We start from the raw sequence: 20,652 nt of genomic DNA on the forward strand, positions 1-20,652 counted from the left end.
GCTCGTGGATGACCAGGGTGCACTGCGGCGTCAGCGTGGCGCTCAGAAGTCGCGCAACGGCTCGCCCGCGTTCAAGCGGTCCAGGCGCTCGGAGAGCCGTCGGCTCATCAGGTGCTGCGACGCCTGGGAGGCCCGTCTCGCCGCCGCTGTGTGCTCGGCCGCGTTACCGCGCAGCCGGGCCAGCTCGGCCTCCGTGATCAGGAGTTCCACCGTGTCGCGCGTCCGGTCCGACGGAAGGGCCGATGCCTCCTTCAACGCCTGAGCGCCATGTTCGGCCAGGCCGGCGACGGCGAACGCCCACGCCGCCTGCCCTTCCAGCTCGCGCAGGTCGAACCACTCAAGCCAGGCTGGGCTGACACTGCTCTGGGCGCGGTCGAAGAACTCGCGGGCCCGCTTCACCGCTGCCACAACCTGGTCCGCCTGACCGTTCAGCGCCCACGCCCGGGCCTCGGTCACGTACGCGTAGGCCCTGACCAAAGAAGGGGCTCCCTGGGCCGCCAGCACAGCGCTACGCGCGTGTGCGAGCACATCCGCCTGGCCTCCCTGCGTCGCCGCCAACCGGGCCTGGTGGATGTGGACCCGGGTGATGCGGGCGCGGTCGCCGATCGCCTGGGCCAGCCGCATCGCCTGAAGGTCGTAACGCTGGGCGAGACCGGGAAGCTGGTCGTCATAGGCCATCGAGGCCATCGCGAGGACGGCGTCCACCACGCTGCCGTACAGCCTGCGCCCGGTCCGGGCGGAGAAGCTCCCGTTCAACATCGGCGTGGCGTGTGTGTCCATCATCGACGCGAACGCGCCGCGGAACTTGCCCCCGCCGTGCTGGGAGTCGAGCTTGCCGAACAGCCGTGTCTGCTCGTCAAGGAGGTCGATGTCCGCCGCGCTCACCTTGTGCTGCCCGTGACCACCGATCACGGCGTCGGCCGGCATGACGAGTGCCTCCCTCGAGGCGGGGCCGAAGACGCTTGGTGAGAATGCGCTCTTGACGACGTTGCGCCGGCGCATGGCGTCCAGGGCCCACAGCTTCGAGAGCATCAGCACAGCGTGAGGGACGTCCAGGTACTCCAGCGACTGCGCCGCGACCAGGCCGGTGTCGGACGGCCAGCCAAGACTCTCTGGCGTCACTACCCGGTGCAGGGCATGGGACAGCACGTGGCACGCGGCGGCCGCGAGGTCGGCGCTGGGGGTTGCGCCCTTGCACCATCGCGAGACGGTGCTCGTGACCACCGTGTAGGGCAGGTGGACGGCCTCGCATCGAGCGGCGATCCGGCGGGCGAAGCCGCTGATGGACCAGTCCAGCGTCTCCAGATGCTTGAGTAAGACCTCGTTGCGCTCCGCCTTCGCGGAGCCCGGCTTCGTCATCGCGCCGCCCATCGTCGTGAGGTCAGTGGAGAGGGCGAAGTGGTGCCAACCGGGAGAGTTGGCGCCCACGTCGAGAGAGGAGGGGAGATAGAGGCGGGGCCGGTGGCGTGCACCTTGGCCGCCGAGACGAGCAGGGTGATCAGAACGCCCAGCAGAAGCACGGTGAGGCAGCCGCCGAGATCGCGGAGCGTCGACTTCAGCGGATCCCGGTCCCAGGACCGCTCGTCGTCCTGGTGCGGGGCGTGCCCCACCTGGGCCGCCGGGCGGTCGGGGATCGAGCGGCGGACGAAGGCGTCGATTGCGGACGGCGCGTACCCGAAGTGCCTGCCCCGCTCGGCATCATCCCTGGGCTGGCGCGGCCCCCAGTTGACGGTGTGGCAGGTGTCTCGATGGGCCGACAGGCCAAGTCGGACCCGCGGGAATCCGGGCCGGTCCCGCAGAGCCGCCCAGACGCGCACGGCTTCGGCCACAGTGCCCACCGACACGTAGCCGCCACGGCGGCTGCCGCCGGCGGGCACCGCAAGGAGTACGGCGCCGTCCACCTTCACACCAACCGCGCCGTCAAGGAGGTTCGGGTCGGCGAGGCGTTCCCAGAACCAGGCGTAGTCCTCAGCGCACTCCTCGGGTGAGGGGCGGCAGAGCGGAGCGGCGATGGGCGCCAGCGGGAAGCGTGGCATGGAAGGCGCGGGCCTCGCATCGTAGGAATCGGTCACGCCGCCCGGGTGAGCGGGTAGTTGAGGATCTCGGTGAGGGTGTCCCGGTCCAGGCGCACCACGACCGTGTGGTGGTCGGAGAGGCCCTTCATGTCGACGACCTCGACCTCGCGGACGGCGGGCAGGAGCTGCTTGCTGGCGTAGATCCGGTCGATGCGCGCGTCCGGGCCGTGGGTGTCGCAGGCGTCGACCGTGGGCGCGACCGCGCTGGTGTCACCCGTGGTCGCCACGAGGTGGCGGGCGACGTCCTGGAGGCCGGCGGCGCGCAGGGTGTCGTCCGGCCGGTCGTCCATCCGGCGAACGCCGTCCGCCCCGAGGTAGGAGCGATGCGCCCGGTGGGGCTCATCCTGGATCTCCTCCAGGACGGGCAGGGCCGGGTCTCCCGGGGTTCCGACGACGGGGTAGCTGTTGTTGTCGCCGCCGAGCAGCGCGGGGTAGTGGACGTATCGGTCGCCGTCCTTCACCCACTTGTCGTTCCACTTGGTCAGCCACTCGGCCTCCGCCAGGCGCGACGTGGGGGAGCAGTAGTTGAGGTGGTAGGAGCCCACGATCAGCGGGGCGGCGTTGGGGGTCGTTCCGGCGAGCTGGAAGCTGCACACGGTCGGTGGGAGTGCCCACGTGGGGCCGGTTTTCGGGTACTCGTCGACCGAGGTGAAGAGTTTCGGGTCGTGGTAGACGGCGGTGCAGCACTCGCGGCCGATGAAACCGGGCATGCCCAGCATGGCTTCGGCCGCGTCCGCGAGCTCGTTGCCGTTGTCCTGTGCGTTCCACATCTCCTGCCGCAGGAGCAGATGCAGGTTGAGCGAGGCCAGGCGGTCGTGCATGCGCTGCCACAGGTCGCGGTCGCCACCGCCGTTGTTCTCGAAGTTGCAGATCGCTGCGTTGATGAGCACGAAGGTCCCCCAGAGGTTGAGGTGTCAGCGGGTGGGCGTGAGGGCTCGGCGCAGGACGTCGAGGTCGAATCGCGCGAGGAGCAGGGCGTGGTCGGAGACCGCTCGGACGTCGTCGGTCGCTAGGACCTCGAAGGCGGTCAGGGCCGGCACGAGGTCGGGGGTGCAGTACATGCGGTCGATGCGTTGGGCGGGCCCTTGGTCGGTGCGCTTCAGGCTCGCCGTAGCCGCGAGGGCGCCGGGCTGGCCGAGGACCGTGGCGGCGTGCAGGCCGAGGTCGGTGAAGACCGGGTTTCCGCCGGAGAGGATCTCGTCCGGTCGGGTGTCGGAGACACGTCGGTCGGCACGCTCGATGGTCCGGTGCTGGTAGTGCACGCGGTCCTCGACCCTGTCCCAGTCCGGGAGCGCCACGGATTCCAGGTCCGTGCGGTGCGGGTAGCTGTTCGCGTCCATCCCCACCAGGGCACTGCGGGCGCTGTCGGCGAGGGTGGTGAGCCGCCGTGCCTCGGTCGCGCGCAGGTCCGGGTCGAAGTGGCACAGGTGTGCCGAGGCGAAGTCGATCGGCTTCGGGCAGCCCTTGAGGCGGACGCGCGGATTGCAGATCGGCTTCCACGGCATGTCGTGTTCGAAGTCGCCGTCGACGAAGAACACGTTGGGGTCGACCATCACGCCGACCGGGTTGCGGCTGCGTCCTTCCTGCGGGGGGGACATGAACGGCGTGAGGCCGCCGAGCCGGTTGGCCTCGGCGTACAGGTCCGCCTTCCCGCGATCCCAAGCGCCGGTCAGCTCCTGGCGCAGCACCACGTGCGGCTTGATGGAGGCGAGGATGTCGCGGGCCAGCTCGCGGTGGTCCTCCCCTCCGTGTCGGCCGCGACCGTTGTGCTCGATGTTCCAGCACACGACGCGGATTTCGTTGTCGAGGGTGGGCTGTGCAAGGGACAAGGGGGCCATCTCCTTGGACGGGTGGCGGCGCGCAGGACCGGTTCGGGTGGATTGGGGTCGTGGCGCGGTCACGCCGCGCGTGTGTCGGGTGCAGGAGTGGGTTCAACCGCGGCGGGGGCAGATAAGGAGGCGATCGGCCCGTGTCGCTCGCGCAGACGGCGGGCCTGGTCGGTGTACGGCGGCAGGCCCGCGCCGGCTCGGCGGGTGTCGAACTGTTCGGGATCGGCGATCGGGTGCGGTTCAAGGAGCCCGTCGGGGCGGTACCAGTGCTGGGTTCCGTACAGCTGGGCTTGGCCAGCGTTGACCAGGCAGCGATCGTGCAGGTGAGCGAGTTGGGCGCTGGTGGCGTCACCGGCTTCCACGGCTCTCTGGAGCAGACCGAGCAGCGTCCGCTGAAGCGCCGGGTTGTGGTCGCTGTGCACCGCGATGTCCACGGCGGCCTGGCAGGCGTCCGTCCCCACGGTGCTGCGGCCCGGCCACTGCCCGAGCCGTTCGACGATCCGCTTCAGCCCGGCGGCATTGTCGTGCTGGGTCTGGGCCAGGGCCGCGAGCGCGTGTGGTGACATGCCGAGGCGTTCGGCGCCGGGCGTGCGCCAGTGTTCCTTGGCCCGTTGCGCACGGGCCAGCAGGTCCTCCGCGAGAGCGGGGTAGCCCGGTTCGGGCCGGTGGGGCTCGTTCACGAGCTCGCCTGCTCTTCCGTGCCGGCGGTGCGGCGTCCGCGTTTGGTGGCCCTGGCCTCGCTCAGGAGGGAGTGGATGGCTCCATAGGATCGGTTCGTCGCCTCGCAGATCTCCCGGATAGTGATCGTGCGGCCCGGGGTGCGGTAGGCGGCCACAACCTTCTTCGCGAACTCCGCTCGCGCGTCGCCAGTGAGCTTTTTGCCTGTCTCGATGAAGGGCAGATCGAGGCGTACGGGGGGAGGGATCGTCTCCGGGCTCTGTGCCGTCACGGCGGCCGTGGGCGTTCTCGGTGAGGTCACAGGACGTTCTCCTCACGCGCGAGAGCAAGCCCCGCTCTCAGGGTTCGGATGTTCTCGAGCATCGCCTCGTACTCCCTATCGGCATCGCTGATATCGACCCGGGAGGCGGCGAGGATGCCGTGGGTCTCCCGGCGCCGGGCCGCGGCGAGCAGCCTGGCGAGTTGGGGTTGTGTGACCGGATCAGTCGGCCCCATGAGGTGGAAAGTGCGGACAGGCCAGGGAGAGTGCCGCGGTCTCAAGAGACCGCCGGACGCTATCGGCACTGAGCGCTGACTCCGAGGCTGCCGCGAAAGAAGTCGCGGCTGAGCCAGGAGTCGTCCCGTTTCTGACGGCCGCTAGGGCGCTGCCGTCGTCGAGGCGGCATGCCGGGCGAACTCGGCGTGCAGAGTCGAATACGCTCGCTCCGCGACGGCGTAGTCGTCGTCACTCACCTCGGCATTGAGACCCTCGAAGTTCTTGTGCACTTGTTCTGGGCTGGAGGCCCCGGCCAGCACGATGGAGTCAGGGCAGCGCCTGAGGCAGTAGTGCAGGGCAATCCGCGCGAGAGCCTGCGGGTCCCTCCCGAAGCGAGTGCGGAGCGCCTCCAGGCCGCGGTTGACGATCTCGAGGTCCGCCGGGGTGTACCGGGAGCGAACGTCGCCGGTGGAGAAGGCCGCGTCGGGACCGTACTTCCCGGTGAGCAGTCCGTGCAGGAGCGGTTCGTGGATCATGGTGGCGGCACCGTGCCGGCGCGCGAACGAGAAGACGCTCTCCCCACTACGAGCTTCGGCCGCGGCAGCGTAATCGGTCTGCGGTTCGAGCGGATTGACGGCGGTGCTGAGGACCTGCGGGTTGAGCTGCTCGAAGAGGAAGTCGTAGCGCAGCTGGCTTCCCCAGTGGCCGACGCCCGGATCGGAAGTGGCTGAGCTTGCTGGCAGGATGCCAGGCACGCGCATCCCGATTGCCGCGACGTCGCCGGAATCGCGCAGGGCCTGCAGGGTGTCCCGCGCTTCTTCGAGGTAGCGGTCGCCCGGCCCGAAGTCGGCGTGGGCGAGGACCAGCACATCGAGCTGCCTTACGCCCAGGTTCTCCTGGGTCTGCTCCACCTGGCGGAAGAGGTTGAGGGAACTGTAGGCGTGCTGGCCAGTCCCCTTGTAGGTGCCGACGGTGCACGTGATGCTCACGCTTGAGCGCGGCACTTGGGCGAGCATCTTGCCGAGCAACCTCTGCGAGTGGCCCAGCCCGTAGACGTCCGAGGTGTCGTACACGGTCGCCCCCAGGGCATGCGCGCGGAGCAGGGCGTCGACCGCGCTGCTGTCGGCCACCTGGGCCCATCCGACCGGACGGCCTTCGTTGGTCGCCGGACCACCGATGGGCCGGCAGCCGACCCCCAGGGGATGTTCGTCCCTTCCGGCAATCAGGCGCCGGGGGGAGAGGTATGAAGCGGTCACGAAGGCTCGCTCTCTTCGCGGGGATCAGGGCGCCGCTTCGGCCTGCTGAGGCGGGCGCGGGCGCGTCGGCGCGAAAGAAGTGGTGGGCGGCGGCGGTGCTGCCAGCCAGCCGCCACTCACCGTGGCATTCGTCCGGTACCCGCGTCCAGGAGACCGGTGTGTCACCCCGATGGTCACTTTTCCAGCGGCCAGCCCTCAATGGATCCGGGATTTGTAAGGGTTGTGCCATTTTCGCCGCTCGGGTTTGTGGGGCGGGACAGGAAAAGTGACCACCGAGGTGACACACCCGCGCCCTGGCGGAACCCTCCAGGAGCGCGGCAGGGTGTTGATCAGTTCCAAACCGGCCCTGTCCTGTGGGGTGGGGCCGGACTTGGTACTGACGACTGCACCACCCCTCACGTCCCTCAGGCGAGGGCCCGGGAGCACTCGACCACTCGCCTGTCGCCATCCGCCACTTCCCCGGATGCCGGGCATCCCCCAGGGTGACCCTGACATCACCCAACGGTGTCCGGGGAAGCGGCCTCGATACCCGAGGACCTGACCGTGACTGCGATACACGAAGTGGCCATCGCGGCCTTGAGCGGCACAACCGTCGGCGGCGTCACTGCCGCCGTGGCCCTCATGGCGCGATCACGCCGGGCCCTCTCTCGCAGTCACGCCGAGGGCCGAGCGGCCGCTGAGGCCGAGGAGCAGCGGAGGAACGAGGCGCTGCAGCACCTCGTGAATGTGCGGCTGCCCAGCCAGGCTCTGCATCTGCGCAGCCCCCACTACCCCGTTCCTGGCCTGATGGACACCAGCCTCTTCGGCACCGAGTTCGCGGCTCTCCTCGACTCCCTCCAGGAGATGTTCGCGAGGGCGGTTCTCGAAGAGCGGCAGCGTGTGGATGCGGCCGCACGCGCCGCACTGCGAGGCGCCTGCATGGAGATCCAGGCGAAGTCGTACCAGCTGCAGACCGATCTCGACACGCTGCAGCAGACATGCGAGGACGACGAGACCCTCCAGAACTACTTCCGTCTCGACCACGTCAACGAGCAGCTGGTACGCCTGGTGCAGAAGGCGGCCATCGTCACCGGCTCCTGGCCCGGCCTCGTCCGCCCGGACACGCATCTGCCCGACCTCGTCACGGGGGCGACTTCCCGTCTGCACGGCTTCGAGCGCATCCACCTCCACTCCAAGCTGCGCACCGACACCATCGGCGTTGTCGGACGCGCTGCGGAGCCGATCGCGGTGGCTTGCACGGAGCTGCTGGCGAACGCCTTGGAGTCGTCACGGGCGGACCTCTCGGTGGAGGTCACCCTCCTGCAGACCGACAACGGGGCGGTGTGCATCCAGATCGACGACGCCGGCAAGGGCATGACTACCGAGGAAGCCAGTCGCGCGGCGCAACTGCTCGCCGGCAGGCAGCAGGTTCTGCTGACCGAGCTCGGTGATCCTCCCGCCCTCGGCTTCGCGGCCATCGGCCAGCTGGTCGCTGACCACGGATTCCAGGTCACCGTCGATCAGGCGTCCCCCTACTCGGGGGTCCGCGCGATCATCACCATTCCCCCGGCTCTGGTCACCTCGATCGACCCTCACACGGCCCCCCTATCCGCCATGTCCCCTCTGCCGGCCCCTGCTCCCCGCGCACCACGCAGAGCGATCACCTCCGACGACCCCGGGGCCGCCAGCTCGGACAGCGGGGCTTTGCCCCAGCGGCACCGCCGCGGCCGCAGGGTGCCCGGTTTGGAGGAGCGCGCCGTACCCGGAGGTCGTCCCCCCGAGCCGGAGCAGGCCCGCAACACCTGGGACGCGTTCGAACAGGGGATAGCCGCTGGACGAGCCGGAACCCCTTCTGACATCCGAAATGAGGACCGAACATGAGCAGCTCCACCCTCGCCGCGCAGATCGCCGATCCGTCCTGGGTCCTGGACCCGATCACCACGATCAGCGGTGTCCACATCGCACTGATCATCTCCTCTGACGGAATCGTCGTGGGGGTGTCCGAAGGCACCGCCAAGGGCACGGCCGACCGGGCCAAGAGGGACATGGACGACCGTGCCAAGAGGGACATGGTCGACCGGGTCTCCGCGGCGATCTCGTCCCTCCACGGAGCGAGCCGTGCCGCGGCGGTGGAGGCCCTCGGCGCTCACGAGAAGACGCCCATCTCGACCATCACCGTGCAGCTGGACGTCGACCCCACGTCGCAGGACGGCGTGAGCGCCGGCACCCTCATGGTCATGCCCGTGGGCGGAGGGACGAACGCCTACCTGGCCGCCGCGTTCGGCCCGGCGACGCCCATGGGCATCATCGCGCAGACCATGGCCACTCGAGCGAAGAAGCTCGGTGAGAAGGTCATGAGCGTGTCGTCGCGGAACGACGGCCCCGCCTCATGAGCCAAGGCCAGGGACGCAGGCTCGTCCCGAGCTACCTGGCGCCCGGAGGCAGCAGCGCCCCCACCCGCAACTCACTGCAGGCGCTCACCGTGCTTATCGCTACCGGCCTTCCGGCCAAGCCCCACCACACCCCGGCACAGCAGCGGCTGCTCGACCTGACCGCCAAGGGGTCGCTGACCGTCGCAGAATCCGCCGGCTACCTGCGACTGCCGATGGGTGTCTGCAAGATGCTCGCCTCCCAGCTCGTCGACGACGGCTACCTGATGGCACGAACGCCTCTCTCCGGGATTCCCGACGGCATTCGGACACCCGGGGCCGGGCGGCCCCCCAAGTCTCTCCTGGAAAGGGTCCGCGATGGTCTCCTCACCGCCCTCTAGCAGCCCGCCGTCACCGGTGTACCTGCCCGACGGGGATTTCGACCTGGTGAAGATCCTCATCGTCGGGCCGTTCGGGATTGGCAAGACCACGGCCATCGAGACGGTGTCCGAGATCCGCAGCCTGCACACGGAAGAGCCGATGACACAGGCCGCGGCCTCGGTCGACGACCTGGTCGTCGACGGCAAGAACACCACCACGGTCGCCCTCGACTTCGGCCGCCTCACGCTGCCCGGCGCCCGCATCGTCCTGTACCTGTTCGGGACGCCCGGGCAGGAGCGGTTCCGGGTCATCTGGGAGGACATCGCCCAGGGAGCCCTCGGCGCCCTGGTCCTCGTCGACACCCGCAGACTGGGCGCCTCCTTCGAGGTGATGGACCTCGTCGAGGAGGCCGGACTGGACTACGTCGTCGCACTGAACCAGTTCCCCGACACCCCCGAGCACGAACTCGACCTCGTGCGCAAAAGGCTCGACCTGGAAGAGCACACCCCCCTGGTCACCTGCGACGCGAGGGACCGCACGTCGGTACTGAACGCCCTCAGAACACTGGCCGACCACCTCGTATCCCGCGCCGGAGCCGATCTTTCATGACGTCCGCCCCTCAGTTCTCCGCCGTGCCGCTCTACACCGCCGAGCACGCCGCCGACCCCCAGCGCAGCTTCGCCCGCCTGCGAGAGCAGGGCCCCGTAGGACTCGCCGAGATCGACGCCGGCGTCCTCGTCTGGGTGATCACCGACTACCGGGCCGCCCTGGACCTCTTCCACGACCAGACCGGACTGTGGACCAAGGACACCCGCGGATGGATGCAGCACGTCCCGGCCGATAGTCCGGTCATGCCGATGCTCCAGTGGCGCCCCAGCCTGTTCTTCGCCGACGGGCAGGAACACGCCCACCTGCGCCGGGTCATCACCGACAGCTTCGCGCTCCTCGACCCCCGGCACGTGCGGGAAACGACGCTACGGCACGCCGACACACTCCTGGCCGAGTTCTCCCACGCCGGCCGCGCCGACCTCGTCAACCAGTACGCCCGGCGGCTCCCCCTGATGGTGCTCAACTCCCTCTTCGGGATGCCCGACGCTGCCGCGGCCCAGCTCATCGGCGCGGTCGAAGCGATGACGAGCACAGATCTCACCCGCAAGGCCCAAGGCGAGCAGTCCCTCGGCGCCTACCTCAGCGCGCTCTACCAGACGAAGGCCGCCCAGCGAGGCAACGACCTCACCTCGTGGTTCATCGACCACCCCAACGGCCTGTCCCCGGAAGAAGTGACCAACCAGGTCCTGATCACCCAGGGCGCCGCCTGGGAAACGCTGGCCGGTCTCATCGCCAACACCGCCGCCCGCATACTCTCCGACGACCGCTACCGCGGCACCCTCACGACCGGCAGCCTGCCCATCCGGCACGCAATCGACGACGTCCTGTGGAACGACCCGCCCCTGGCCATGTACAGCCTCCACCGGCCGAATCGTTCCGTGCACTTCCACGGACGTGACATCGAGCAGGGCCAACCGGTCTTCGTCTCCTACGCCGCGATCAACACCTGCCCCTACACGGGACAGACCAGTGAGGGATCCCGCTCCGACCGCAAGGCGCACCTGGCGTTCGCCGCCGGCCCGCACGAGTGCCCCGCGCAGTCCATCGCCCTCGTCGTCGCGATCGCGGCGATCGAGCGGCTCACCGCCACCCTGCCGGACATCGAACTCGCCGTACCGGCCGAGCAGCTGGCGCACCGGCCCGACCCCATCTACCGCGTCCTGACGGCACTTCCCTGCCGCTTCACCCCGCTCACACCGGCACCGAGCACCCCGCCTCGCCCGGCTAGCACCGAGCCGCGACGGCCCGCCGCCGGGCGGCTGCAGGCCTCCGCCCGGCCGCGCTGAACCTCGCCTTTCCCGCACCACGCAGCAAGGAGTGCTGCCGCGCCACGGGTAAGTCCGGCCCGGCGACGCCGACCCGCCCCCTCACAGCCGCCCATCTCGGTCCGCTCTGAAGAAGAAGGAGGCCCCCATGACGGTCCTCGACCAGACGGGGAAACGCCGACCGGTGACATCCGCCACCGCCCTGCCGGATCTGCCCGCCGTACGGGACGAAGTCGACGCGATCCTCGCCGACTTCCTCGTCAAGAGGGCCCAGGCCGCGCCTGGGCCGGAGGTGACTCCGCTGTTCACGACGCTGAGCAGTCTCCTGGACGGCGGCAAGCGCCTGCGGGCACACATGTGCGTCACAGGCTGGTACGCCGGTGAGGGGCGCGGCGACCGGGACCGGATTCTGCGTATGGCCGCGTCCCTGGAACTCTTCCATGCCTTCGCTCTGATCCACGACGATGTGATGGACAGCAGCGTCCTGCGCCGCGGCCGCCCCACGGCGCACCGCGCGCTCGCCACGGCGTACGTCGCCGACGGGCACCCGCCCCGCCGGGCCACGGCTCACGGCCTGGCCGCCGGCCTCCTGCTCGGCGACCTCGTCCTGACGCTGTCGGACGACCTCATCCGCACCGGCCCTGGCGCGGAGGCGACGTGGCAGATCCAGCCCCTGCTGGAGACCATGCGCAGCCAGCTCGTGTACGGCCAGTACCTCGACCTGATGGCGACCGGCCGCCCCTGCGACGACATCGAGGCCGCGCTGCGGATCGTGCGCTACAAGACCGCCTCCTACACCGTGGAATGGCCGCTGCGCATCGGCGCGGCTCTCGCCGGCGCCGGACCCGATGTGCACAGCGCCTGCAGCGAGTTCGCCATCCCGCTGGGGGAGGCCTTCCAACTGCGCGACGACCTCCTCGGCGTCTTCGGCGATCCGGCCAAGACCGGCAAGCCGGTCGGTGACGACATACGGGAGGGCAAGGCCACCGTGCTGATGGCGCTCGCCCTGCAATCGGCCTCCGCCGCCGACAAACGGCTGCTGCGCACGGCGGTCGGCAACCCGGACCTGTCGGACGAGGACTTCGGGCGCGTACGTGACGTCATCGAGCACTCCGGCGCTCGCCGGCAGGTCGAGACGATGATCACGGCCCGGCGCCATGCGGCCTTGACCGTACTCGACCGGGCCCCGTTTCCCTTCCCCGCCGCCGAGGCCCTGAGGGAGATCGCCGGCATAGCCACGGTGCGGCAGTCGTGACCGGCACCCGGGCCAGCACCGCTGTCATACCGCAGGCGCTTCGGCGGTTCGACTCCCAGGCCGTCCGCCTGATGGCGGACATCGACGCCGACCCGTGGGGCAGCGTCCGCGCGTCGGTGTACGAGACGGCGCGCGTCATCTCCCTGGCACCGGAGCTCGACGGGCACGGTACCCGGCTCGGATGGCTGCTGGACCAGCAGCTGCGGGATGGCACCTGGGGCGAAGGGCCGGCGCGGTACCGGCTGCTTCCGACGCTCAGCGCTGTCGAAGCCCTGCTCGCCACCATCGTCCGGGACGAGACCCCCGCCGTCTCGACCCGAGGCCGGCTCGCGTCGGCTGCGGCCGACGGCGTCGCCGCGCTGCGCGCCCTGCCGGCCGACGGGCCGTGGCCGGACACCGCAGCCATCGAAGTCCTCGTCCCCAGCCTCGTCGCCCGCATCAACGACCTCCTGGACCGGCCCGTGTTCGGCACGCTGCCCCGCCTCGGGCCGGTGTCGCGCGGGGCGCGCCTGAGCGTGCCGCCCGGATTCCGGCCCGATCGGCACGAGGAGATCGCGCAGCGGTGCCGCGCCGGTGTCCCGGGCAAGCTCCACCACACCTTCGAGGGCGTCGCTCGGCATCTGCCCGGCGGCGTGGTGCCCGTGCCGGACGGCCTGCTCGGTAGCTCGCCCGCGGCCACGGCCGCATGGCTCGCCTCTCAGCCGGACCGTGCGCAGGGAGAGCAGGCGAGGGCGGCTCTGTCGGCTGCGGCCCGCCGTTATGGCGGGCTCCTGCCGGAGGCCGCACCGGTCCGTGTCTTCGAGCGGCTGTGGGTCGCCGCCGCCCTCGCCCGCCCCGGCCTGCCGCCCGCGTGCCGCGCCGCGGCCGAGGGCTGGGCACACGACATCTACGACCCGGCCGGGGTCCGCGGTGCCCCGGGTCTCCTGCCCGACGCCGACGACACCTCGATGGCCGTGCTGGTTGCCGCCGTCACCGGCACAGCCTGTGACCCGGCCCCGCTCGCCGCGTTCTGGGCCGACACCCACTACCGGTGCTACATCGGCGAGGACACCGGATCCGTCACGGCGAACGCCCACGCCCTCCAGGCCCTGACAGCCCACCTCCGTCTGCGGCCGGCCGCGCGCCCGGTCCACCACCCGCGCATGGACCTCGTGCGCGACTGGCTGGTGGATCAGCAGACCGACGGCGCCTGGACGGACAAGTGGCACGCCTCCCCGTACTACGCCACCGAGCGGTGCGTTCGAGCCCTCCTCGGCCACCCCGGACCGGGCACCCGCCGAGCCATCCAGGCGGCCGTCGACCGGGTCCTGGCCAGCCAGCACGACGACGGAACCTGGGGCGTCTGGGGCGGCACGGCGGAGGAAACCGCGTACGCGGTGCAGATCCTCCTCGCCGATCCCGCCGCCGCCACCCGGCCCGGGTGGCGCACAGCGCTCCAGCGCGCCGAGAACGCCCTCGACGACCGTGGCAGCCGACACCGGCCCCCGGCGCTGTGGCACGACAAGACGCTCTACGCCCCCACCGCGATGATCCAGGCCGAGATCCTTGCCGCCCGCGAACTGCTGACCCGGCACGGCCCCGGACGGCACACGGAAGGAGTGGCCTCGTGACGGACGACCACCGGCTCGCGCCGATCGCTCCGGGCAGGCGCCCGCTCATCGGACACGCGCTGCCGCTCCTTCGCGACCGGCTGGGCTTCCTCCAGCAACTGCGCGCCCACGGCCCCATCGTGCGGATCATGCTCGGTCCGAAGTCCGTGACCGTGGTGAACTCGCCCGAGTTGATCCACCAGATGCTCACCGCCCAGTCCGGTCACTTCACCAAGGGGCTGCTCTTCGAGAAGCTGAAGCTCTTCGGCAAGGACGCCCTTCCCGTCGCCGAAGGCCCCGGGCATCTCGCGCGCCGCCGGCTGATGCAGCCCGCCTTCCACCGCGAGCGGGTCACCGGCTACGTCCGGACCATGCGCGACACCACCGCCTTCGCCATCGGAGCCTGGAGCGAAGGCGGCGAACTCGACCTGAAGACCGAGATGCAGCTGATGGCCCAGAACATCGTCATGCGCGCCGCGTTCTCCGCCGCCCCCGCACCTCACACCGCCCGCGCGATCCTCACGAGCGTGGACACCCTCTTCAAGGCGGCCCTCCGGCGCGCCCTCGTGCCGCTGCCCCTGCTCGACCGGCTGCCCACCCGCCACAACCGGCGGCTCGCCCGCGCCAGCAGCACCCTGCACCACGCGGTGGCCGGCATCATCACCGACCACCTCACACGCCCCGACGACTACGACGACGTCGTCTCGATGCTCCTGGACGCCCGGGACGAGACCGGCGCCCCGCTCCCGGACGACGAGATCCTGTCCGAAGTCACCGGCCTGCTCGCCGCCGGATCTGAGACGACGGCGGTCGTCATGGCCTGGCTCTTCCACGAGATCGGCCGCCACCCCGACCTCGAGGCACGACTCCACACCGAAGTCGACACCGTCCTGGCCGGACAGGAACTCACCGCCGACCACCTGCCCCGGCTGACGTTCACCCGCGCTCTTGTCCAGGAGACCCTCCGCCTGTACAGCCCCGGCTGGCTGGTGACCCGGCAGGCCACCGCCGCGGTCCGGCTCGGCGACTTCACCCTGCCCGCCGGCACCGACGTCGTCTGGAGCCCCTACACCCTGCACCGCGACCCCGGCCTCTACCCGGACCCGCTGCGGTTCGACCCCGACCGCTGGCTGCCGGACCGGCCCCAGCCGCCGAAGAACGCCTTCATCCCGTTCGGCGCCGGCAAGCGCCAGTGCCTCGGCGACGCGTTCGCCTGGACCGAGATGACGATCATCACGGCCCTCATCGCCTCCCGCTGGCGGCTGCGACCGGCCCCCGGGATCCGGCCCGTGCCAGTCGGCGCGATCACGGTCCACCCGTCCGTCCTGCGGATGAGAACTGAAGCCCGCCAGAGCGGCACCGCCCGGGAGGCGGCGTGAACAGCGGCCCCGGCATCGCGCCCGTCCCCCTCACCCTGCCCGATCTCGGTGCCGCCTTCCCCGGCCCGTTCCCGACCAGCCCCCACGCTGTCACCGCGGACAGACACCTCCGACGCTGGGCCGCCGAACGAAACCTCCCCGTGCCGGCCGACGAGCTCCGCACCCTGTGCGGCATCACCAGCCAGGGCATCGTCCGCGCGCTGCCCACCGCCGATCTCGACAGCCTGCTGCTCGCCGCCGAGCTCTTCCTGTGGCTCGTGGCCTTCGACGACACCCACGGCGAGACGACCGCCGCGGCCGACCCCGCCGCCCTGACCGGCCACATCGACGAGCTGACCGGCGTCCTGGCCGACAACACCCCAACGTCACCGCCAGGACCGTTCACGACAGCGCTGCTCGACCTCCTCGACCGCATCCGGGACAGGGCCACGCCCAGCCAGTACCTCACCCTCACCGGACACCTGCACGGAAACCTCCGCGGGCTCCTCTGGGAGGCCCACCACCTGAACGACCCCAGCCGCGTCCCGCTGCACACCTACCGCACGATGCGGCCCCTCACCGTCTTCGCCCGCACCCTCACCGCCATCACACCGATCGCCCTCTCCTACGAACTGCCCGACCGGCACGGCGCTGCGCACCTGGTGGACCGGTCGGAGTTCGCGGTCGCATGTCTGGCCGGGTGGGTCAACGACCTCGCCTCCTACTCGCGGGAGGCGAGCCGGAGCCCCGTGCCGCCGCTGAGCCTGCCGACACTGCTGATGCGCGAGCACCGCCTGCAGCTTCCCGAGGCGCTCAGGGCCGCCGCCCGGTTGTGTGACGAGCAGGCCGTGCTCGCCCGCGCTCTCATCGACGAGCTGTCCGCCACCGGCTCCTTGCCGCTCACGCACCACGCCCAGGCCCTGAAGCACATCGTCCACGCGTTCATCTGGCACATCGACCACGACCGGTACACCACCCCGTGACCTGAGCCGGGCACTCACCACACCACCGAAAGCACCTCCCATGCCTGCGAAGATCCGCACCGCACAAGAACTCACCCAACTCACCCCCGCCGAGAAACGGGCCGCCGGACAACTGGTCGCCGGAGCATCAAACGCCAAGGGTGCCCAGGCCCTGGGCATCAGCACCACGACGTTCACCGGCCACATCGTCGCCATCGGCAAGAAGTACGGCATCACCAGCCGGAGCGGCCGGCCCGCCCGCGCCCACGCCGTACTGGCCAGCGGACAGGTACCTCCGCCGCCGGCCCCCGAGCGCATCCCCGACTTCACCGAGCGGGACCTGCGGCTGCTGCGCGCGCTTGCCGAGCACCCGGAGACCCATGACATCGCCCGGGCGGTCGAGATCGCCCCAGCCGATGTCCGCCCGATGATCGCCGACCTCGTCGACAAGGCCGGGGCCGCCAACGACACGCACCTGATCGGCCTCGGCCACGCCTGGGGGCTCCTCAACACCGGCCCCGCCCAGGTGGCAGGCACCACGCCGTTCCACGCCGTATACCGGACTCTGCATGCGAGCCGGTCGCCGCGGGGCGCGACGCCTACGACGGCGGGACGGTCCCCGGCGACGGTTCGAAGGTGAGCGTCGGGACGCTGTGCGGCCCGCACTCGGGCCGCAGCATCGACGGCGCGATGACCTCCTGCAACGCCATCTCCTGGATGAACTGGACCTCCGCCCACAGCAGATGGGACACGCTGCCGGCGGCCTCGAGGTCTTTGCGTCCGACCGCGACGTGGAGGTGCGGGGCCAGGGAGTTGGTATCCGGGCTCCAGGCGAGGGTCCCGGCGCCGACGGCCTCCACCGTCTCCAGGACCGTCTTGTCCCACACGGGCGCTTCCGGGTCCTGCAGCGGGCCAGCGGCCCCCACCAGGTGCACCCGCCGGAATCCGCCGAGGAACATCGGGATGATCGCCTGCCGGATCCCCTGCTCCGCGCAGAAGCCGATGAGCTCCTTGACGAAGTCGTCGCCGTCGTCGAAGGCCAGCGCGAAGGAGCGCCCCAGGGTCAGTTCGGTGGCTCGCATCAGCCTCGTCCCTCCGCGGTCGTTCCGGCGGGAGCGAACGTCGCGCGGATCGTGTCGTTGTCGGCGCCGCTGCGCAGCAGCACTGTCAGGAGGTGGCGGGCTTTGTACGGGTCGAGGTGTCCTGCGCCGATGAGACCGCGGGAGAGCAGGTCCTTCTCCGATCCGTCGAACCCGTACGCGCGCGTGAGGGTGGTGCCGGCTCCGGTGCGGGAGGCGAGGACGACCGGGATCCGCTGGGCCGCCTTCGCGAGGATGGGAACCCAGGCCTCGGGGACGTGGCCGACTCCGAAGCCGGCGATGACCATGCCGTCGACCTGGTGCAGCAGCACCTCCAGTAGAGCGCCGTCGTCGCCGAGGGTGGCGGGGTACAGGGCGACGCGAGCTGGTCTGTCGAGGGGCGGGGCGAGGGGGCGGGGCTTGTGTGCGGGGACGGCGAGCAGGCGGAGGGCGCCTTCCGCGACGACGCCGAGGGCCCCGGTGTCGGGGGCGGTGAACGCGCTGGTGCTGGTGCTGTGTGCCTTGCGGACACGCGCGGGGTCGAAGACCTGGTCGTTGAAGACCACGAGAACGCCCAGGCCGCGGGCGTGGGGGCTGGCCGCGATGGTGACGGCGGCGAGCAGGTTGGCGGGCCCGTCGGCGCCGGCCTGGTGCGGGGCGCGCATGGCTCCGGTGACGACGAGTGGGGCCTGCTCCGCGTACAGCAGGCTCAGCAGGTAGGCGGTCTCCTCCAGGGTGTCGGTTCCCTGGGTCACGACGATGCCGTCGACGGCGCCTTCGCCGGCCATCGCCCGGAGCCGGTTCGCGAGGCGGTCGATGTCATCCAGCGTCAGCGAGGCGCCGGGCTTGCCCGCGAAGGACAGCGTCTGGATGTCGACGTCCGAACCGTCCATCTGGGGTACCGCGGCGAGCAGGTCCTCCGCGCTCAGGGTGGGGCGAGCCGCTCCATCACGGTCGGAGGGCATCATGGCGATGGTGCCACCGAGGCCGACCACGACAACGGTGGGACGGGTGCGGTCCTTCGTCAACGTTGATTCCTCAGATCACCTTGGGAGCGGAGCGGGTTGAGCCTATCGACCTCCACCGCGGCTGCCTACAGCGCGCCGAGGAAGCGCAGAGTCTGGTCGAGGGCCATGAGCGTGAGATGACGACTGCGGGGCCGCAGCATGCCAGTGATCCCGCTCTCACCGAGCGCGCGACACCGGACAACCAGCCATGTCCAGTCCAGCTCGAGGTACTCGGCCAGCGCCTGCAGCCGGGCGGCAGGGGTGGGCCCGTCGACGATGCTGTGTGCCTGGGCGTGCGCAATCGCTTCCCGGTAGGGGGCGACGTCCTGGACGGCGCTCGTGGTGGCGACACGCCACACGGAGTCCTCGCGTACCCAGTTGGCCAGGATGGCCCGGTCCTGGGCCAGGACGAACCCCTCGGTCTGGGCGTAGGCCGGGTCGCTGGTGATCCACACCGTGATCCGGTGCATCTCCATCATCGCGACGGTGAGGAGCAGCAGGATCCGCTCAGACGGCTCGGTGCTGTCAACGGCCTGCTGCGGGACGCAGAAGGCACGCCCCAGAGGGCTGGCTGCGCCGGCGAAGCGGCTGGCCACGGCCTGGAGGTACTCGTGTTTGTGCCGGAACAGGAGCCAGGGAGCGCACTCGTCGCCGGTGGCTTCCCGGGTCCAGAACACGGGGACGGCAGGCAGTTCGTCGAGACGCCGGGTGATGTATTGCGCGCACAGGCTGGAGCCGAGCCACGCGGCGCCAACCGGTGAGAGTTCCGGCATGTCCGATCTCGGCGGTGCCGAGTCACCGGTCTTGACGTAGTAGCCGAGCTCCTCTGCCCGGTCGGTCAACGGCAGGTCGTCGGCGAGCATGCCGTCGTCCAGGACGTACAGCGCCCGCGCGAGCGAGAAGGTGAGATCGTCCAGCTGGTAGGCGGCAGGGATGCGAGGAACCTGGCCGGTGGTGAGCTGACGGCGGGCGTGCGCGGCGTCCAGCAGATACAGGCCTGTCCCGCCCGCGGCGCCGAGGGAGGCGAGGACCACCCCACGGCGCGACGATCGGACGTAGGACTGCAGGTGCGGCAGGTCGGCTTCCTTGAGCTCGACCTGATCGCCGTCGGGCGCGGCCTCGTACAGCTGCAAGCCGATGGCCGTCCCGTCGAAGTGCCGGCCGCCGGAGAGCTCCCAGGTCCCGATGACGCCGGTGTTCGGCTCGCCCGGCACGTATCGGGAGGTGTTCCAGGTGTAGTCCAGGGCCCGCGTGGCGGCGGTGAGGGTGCTCGGGTCAAGCGGGCTGGGACGCACGATCTCCCGGTGGGGTACGGGCCGGGCCAGCTCGGCAGCGCTCTTGCCGAAGTACCACTCCAGGATCACCGCCGTGTCGCCCTTGGTGACGTGGGCGCCGGAGAGCCATCGCTGGTAGCTGGAACGCGATACGCGGACTTGGGCGAGCTTCGGGAGTCCTAAGCCCTGTGCTGCCTCGCTCGCCATGCGTCCCCACAGAACCTGAAACCGGGCCCACGTAGTGCAGTTCAACCCGGGGGTGGTCTCCAGGAGATGCTGCAGCAGGGTACGTGGTTGCGGCTGCGGCATTCCGGACTCCTTGACGGCCACGGAGTTGTTGAGGTGGGTCATGATGCCTCCGTGCCCGACATCGCGATCGGGCGGCTCTGGGCAGCGGTGAGCTGTGTCCAGGCCAGGGCGACGAGGTGTGCGTTGCTTCTGGCTCCGGCCACCTGCCGAAGCTGCGCGAGGTGGTCCTCCTGGGAGTCGCGCAGGTGCATCGGCACGCTGGCCGGGTGGGAGAGCTCTGCGACGGCTCGGATGAGGGCCAGGTCGTCGGAGGTGAAGTCGGGCGCGGCCATGGCGGTCTGCGGCCGTGGGAGATGTCCGCCGGCCAGGAGGGCGGCAGCTCGGCCAGCCGGGGTGGTTCCGCCGGCCCGGTAGCCGATCCCCTTCAGGTGCTCGCGCACGGTCGTCACGGACACCTTCAGTTCGGCGGCGATCTCCTGATTGGTATTCCCGGCGAGCAGGAGCCGGCCGGTGCGCAGCTGCGTCGGTGTGAGCGGCCGGGGGTTCAAAGGGAGCGCTGCTGTGTCCGGCGCCGGGGCCAGACGCCTCGCCGGTGAGATGGGGCGATTCACCGGGCGCAGCACGGGAAGGGAGGGGGCGGTCTCGGCAGCGATCAGGGCCTCGCGCAGCCGGGTCGCGGAGGTGGTGTCGGCCCCCGGGGTGACGACCCAGTGGACGTCCTTGCCTCCCGTGACCTCGCGCGGCGGTATGCCGATGACGGTGCCCCGGCGCAGGACCCGGACCCCGGGCGCCCAGCGGCCCGGCTCGGCTTCCCCGAGCGGCAGGAGGACCCACCAAACGCGGGTGACGTCGTTGGCCAGGACCGGCCCCGAACCGCTGCCGAGGCGCCGGAGGACGGGCATGGCGATGTCGGCCGGCATGCGGACGGCGTCGAAGTACCTCCCGCACGGGACCGGGACGGTC

At 70.7% G+C, this 20,652-nt stretch carries 22 protein-coding genes; 10 read left to right on the forward strand and 12 right to left on the reverse strand.

Translation table 11 applies throughout. The features are described 5' to 3' along the window. Nucleotides 1-42 precede the first annotated feature (42 nt). The 8 genes from IO29_RS12790 to IO29_RS12825 all read right to left on the reverse strand — a co-directional run bounded on the left by IO29_RS12790 (nucleotide 43) and on the right by IO29_RS12825 (nucleotide 6,187). The gene (locus tag IO29_RS12790) at nucleotides 43-1,428 is read right to left on the reverse strand and encodes an NsdA family TPR-like regulatory protein (RefSeq protein ID WP_234307485.1); all 1,386 of its coding nucleotides are present in this window, start codon (nucleotides 1,426-1,428) and stop codon (nucleotides 43-45) included. Further along, entirely contained in the window at nucleotides 1,356-2,072 is a 717-nt protein-coding gene (locus IO29_RS38900) for a DUF6302 family protein (protein WP_063738087.1), read from the reverse strand. The genes IO29_RS12790 and IO29_RS38900 overlap by 73 nt, the downstream gene beginning before the upstream one ends. Next, nucleotides 2,069-2,965, reverse strand: a complete 897-nt coding sequence (locus IO29_RS12800) for a hypothetical protein (RefSeq protein WP_030379283.1) — start codon at nucleotides 2,963-2,965, stop codon at nucleotides 2,069-2,071. The genes IO29_RS38900 and IO29_RS12800 overlap by 4 nt, the downstream gene beginning before the upstream one ends. Before the next feature lie 24 nt (nucleotides 2,966-2,989). Next, a complete protein-coding gene (locus IO29_RS12805; RefSeq protein ID WP_234307486.1) occupies nucleotides 2,990-3,904 on the reverse strand; it encodes an endonuclease/exonuclease/phosphatase family protein in 915 nt (304 codons plus the stop codon). Nucleotides 3,905-3,972: 68 nt separating this feature from the next. Next, entirely contained in the window at nucleotides 3,973-4,584 is a 612-nt protein-coding gene (locus IO29_RS12810) for a DUF6624 domain-containing protein (RefSeq protein WP_051707554.1), read from the reverse strand. Further along, a complete protein-coding gene (locus tag IO29_RS12815; protein ID WP_033225336.1) occupies nucleotides 4,581-4,883 on the reverse strand; it encodes a helix-turn-helix domain-containing protein in 303 nt (100 codons plus the stop codon). Before IO29_RS12815 ends, IO29_RS12810 begins: the two co-directional genes overlap by 4 nt. After that, the gene (locus IO29_RS12820; protein WP_030379286.1) at nucleotides 4,880-5,077 is read right to left on the reverse strand and encodes a hypothetical protein; all 198 of its coding nucleotides are present in this window, start codon (nucleotides 5,075-5,077) and stop codon (nucleotides 4,880-4,882) included. The genes IO29_RS12815 and IO29_RS12820 overlap by 4 nt, the downstream gene beginning before the upstream one ends. Nucleotides 5,078-5,218: 141 nt before the next feature. Continuing rightward, nucleotides 5,219-6,187: an aldo/keto reductase gene (locus tag IO29_RS12825; RefSeq protein WP_051707555.1), complete on the reverse strand. Its 969-nt coding sequence runs from the start codon at nucleotides 6,185-6,187 to the stop codon at nucleotides 5,219-5,221. A gap of 669 nt (nucleotides 6,188-6,856) precedes the next feature. Between IO29_RS12825 and IO29_RS12830 the strand changes: the two genes are divergently transcribed. The 10 genes from IO29_RS12830 to IO29_RS35520 all read left to right on the forward strand — a co-directional run bounded on the left by IO29_RS12830 (nucleotide 6,857) and on the right by IO29_RS35520 (nucleotide 16,720). Then, on the forward strand, nucleotides 6,857-8,173 hold the full coding sequence (locus IO29_RS12830) for an ATP-binding protein (RefSeq protein WP_030379288.1): 1,317 nt from the start codon (nucleotides 6,857-6,859) through the stop codon (nucleotides 8,171-8,173). Next, a complete protein-coding gene (locus tag IO29_RS12835; RefSeq protein ID WP_030379289.1) occupies nucleotides 8,170-8,685 on the forward strand; it encodes a roadblock/LC7 domain-containing protein in 516 nt (171 codons plus the stop codon). Before IO29_RS12830 ends, IO29_RS12835 begins: the two co-directional genes overlap by 4 nt. Then, the gene (locus IO29_RS12840; protein WP_030379290.1) at nucleotides 8,682-9,062 is read left to right on the forward strand and encodes a DUF742 domain-containing protein; all 381 of its coding nucleotides are present in this window, start codon (nucleotides 8,682-8,684) and stop codon (nucleotides 9,060-9,062) included. Before IO29_RS12835 ends, IO29_RS12840 begins: the two co-directional genes overlap by 4 nt. Continuing rightward, nucleotides 9,040-9,651, forward strand: coding sequence for a GTP-binding protein (locus IO29_RS12845; RefSeq protein WP_030379291.1), 612 nt, complete (start codon nucleotides 9,040-9,042; stop codon nucleotides 9,649-9,651). The genes IO29_RS12840 and IO29_RS12845 overlap by 23 nt, the downstream gene beginning before the upstream one ends. Next, nucleotides 9,648-10,937, forward strand: a complete 1,290-nt coding sequence (locus IO29_RS12850) for a cytochrome P450 family protein (RefSeq protein ID WP_051707557.1) — start codon at nucleotides 9,648-9,650, stop codon at nucleotides 10,935-10,937. The genes IO29_RS12845 and IO29_RS12850 overlap by 4 nt, the downstream gene beginning before the upstream one ends. Nucleotides 10,938-11,064: 127 nt before the next feature. Further along, nucleotides 11,065-12,171 carry a polyprenyl synthetase family protein gene (locus tag IO29_RS12855; RefSeq protein ID WP_030379293.1) on the forward strand — a complete coding sequence of 369 codons (1,107 nt, stop codon included), beginning with the start codon at nucleotides 11,065-11,067 and terminating at the stop codon, nucleotides 12,169-12,171. Further along, nucleotides 12,168-13,781 carry a hypothetical protein gene (locus tag IO29_RS37760; protein ID WP_051707558.1) on the forward strand — a complete coding sequence of 538 codons (1,614 nt, stop codon included), beginning with the start codon at nucleotides 12,168-12,170 and terminating at the stop codon, nucleotides 13,779-13,781. Before IO29_RS12855 ends, IO29_RS37760 begins: the two co-directional genes overlap by 4 nt. Then, nucleotides 13,778-15,139 carry a cytochrome P450 gene (locus IO29_RS12865; protein ID WP_030379295.1) on the forward strand — a complete coding sequence of 454 codons (1,362 nt, stop codon included), beginning with the start codon at nucleotides 13,778-13,780 and terminating at the stop codon, nucleotides 15,137-15,139. The genes IO29_RS37760 and IO29_RS12865 overlap by 4 nt, the downstream gene beginning before the upstream one ends. Then, entirely contained in the window at nucleotides 15,136-16,101 is a 966-nt protein-coding gene (locus IO29_RS12870) for a terpene synthase family protein (RefSeq protein ID WP_030379296.1), read from the forward strand. Before IO29_RS12865 ends, IO29_RS12870 begins: the two co-directional genes overlap by 4 nt. 40 nt (nucleotides 16,102-16,141) lie before the next feature. Then, nucleotides 16,142-16,720, forward strand: coding sequence for a helix-turn-helix domain-containing protein (locus tag IO29_RS35520; protein ID WP_051707559.1), 579 nt, complete (start codon nucleotides 16,142-16,144; stop codon nucleotides 16,718-16,720). On the opposite strand, the gene IO29_RS12880 is transcribed toward IO29_RS35520, so the two are convergent. From IO29_RS12880 to IO29_RS35525, 4 genes are all read right to left on the reverse strand, one after another. Continuing rightward, nucleotides 16,680-17,162 carry a PPC domain-containing DNA-binding protein gene (locus IO29_RS12880; RefSeq protein WP_030379298.1) on the reverse strand — a complete coding sequence of 161 codons (483 nt, stop codon included), beginning with the start codon at nucleotides 17,160-17,162 and terminating at the stop codon, nucleotides 16,680-16,682. The two genes, IO29_RS35520 and IO29_RS12880, sit on opposite strands and share 41 nt — an antisense overlap. After that, nucleotides 17,162-18,187, reverse strand: coding sequence for an asparaginase (locus IO29_RS12885; protein WP_030379299.1), 1,026 nt, complete (start codon nucleotides 18,185-18,187; stop codon nucleotides 17,162-17,164). Before IO29_RS12885 ends, IO29_RS12880 begins: the two co-directional genes overlap by 1 nt. A 65-nt stretch (nucleotides 18,188-18,252) precedes the next feature. Beyond that, nucleotides 18,253-19,791: a hypothetical protein gene (locus IO29_RS12890; protein WP_078585205.1), complete on the reverse strand. Its 1,539-nt coding sequence runs from the start codon at nucleotides 19,789-19,791 to the stop codon at nucleotides 18,253-18,255. Continuing rightward, nucleotides 19,788-20,609, reverse strand: a complete 822-nt coding sequence (locus tag IO29_RS35525) for a helix-turn-helix transcriptional regulator (protein ID WP_051707560.1) — start codon at nucleotides 20,607-20,609, stop codon at nucleotides 19,788-19,790. The genes IO29_RS12890 and IO29_RS35525 overlap by 4 nt, the downstream gene beginning before the upstream one ends. Between the last annotated feature and the right edge of the window lie 43 nt (nucleotides 20,610-20,652).

This window comes from Streptomyces sp. NRRL F-6676, assembly GCF_000725625.1.
Lineage (GTDB): Bacteria > Actinomycetota > Actinomycetes > Streptomycetales > Streptomycetaceae > Streptomyces.

Excerpts from the sequence above, each read along its gene's own strand:
- IO29_RS12820 (WP_030379286.1), bottom strand. The coding sequence starts at position 5,077 with ATGGGGCCGACTGATCCGGTCACACAACCCCAACTCGCCAGGCTGCTC.
- IO29_RS12835 (WP_030379289.1), top strand. The coding sequence starts at position 8,170 with ATGAGCAGCTCCACCCTCGCCGCGCAGATCGCCGATCCGTCCTGGGTC.
- IO29_RS12840 (WP_030379290.1), top strand. The coding sequence starts at position 8,682 with ATGAGCCAAGGCCAGGGACGCAGGCTCGTCCCGAGCTACCTGGCGCCC.
- IO29_RS12845 (WP_030379291.1), top strand. The coding sequence starts at position 9,040 with ATGGTCTCCTCACCGCCCTCTAGCAGCCCGCCGTCACCGGTGTACCTG.
- IO29_RS12850 (WP_051707557.1), top strand. The coding sequence starts at position 9,648 with ATGACGTCCGCCCCTCAGTTCTCCGCCGTGCCGCTCTACACCGCCGAG.
- IO29_RS12855 (WP_030379293.1), top strand. The coding sequence starts at position 11,065 with ATGACGGTCCTCGACCAGACGGGGAAACGCCGACCGGTGACATCCGCC.
- IO29_RS35520 (WP_051707559.1), top strand. The coding sequence starts at position 16,142 with ATGCCTGCGAAGATCCGCACCGCACAAGAACTCACCCAACTCACCCCC.
- IO29_RS12880 (WP_030379298.1), bottom strand. The coding sequence starts at position 17,162 with ATGCGAGCCACCGAACTGACCCTGGGGCGCTCCTTCGCGCTGGCCTTC.
- IO29_RS12890 (WP_078585205.1), bottom strand. The coding sequence starts at position 19,791 with ATGACCCACCTCAACAACTCCGTGGCCGTCAAGGAGTCCGGAATGCCG.
- IO29_RS35525 (WP_051707560.1), bottom strand. The coding sequence starts at position 20,609 with ATGCCGGCCGACATCGCCATGCCCGTCCTCCGGCGCCTCGGCAGCGGT.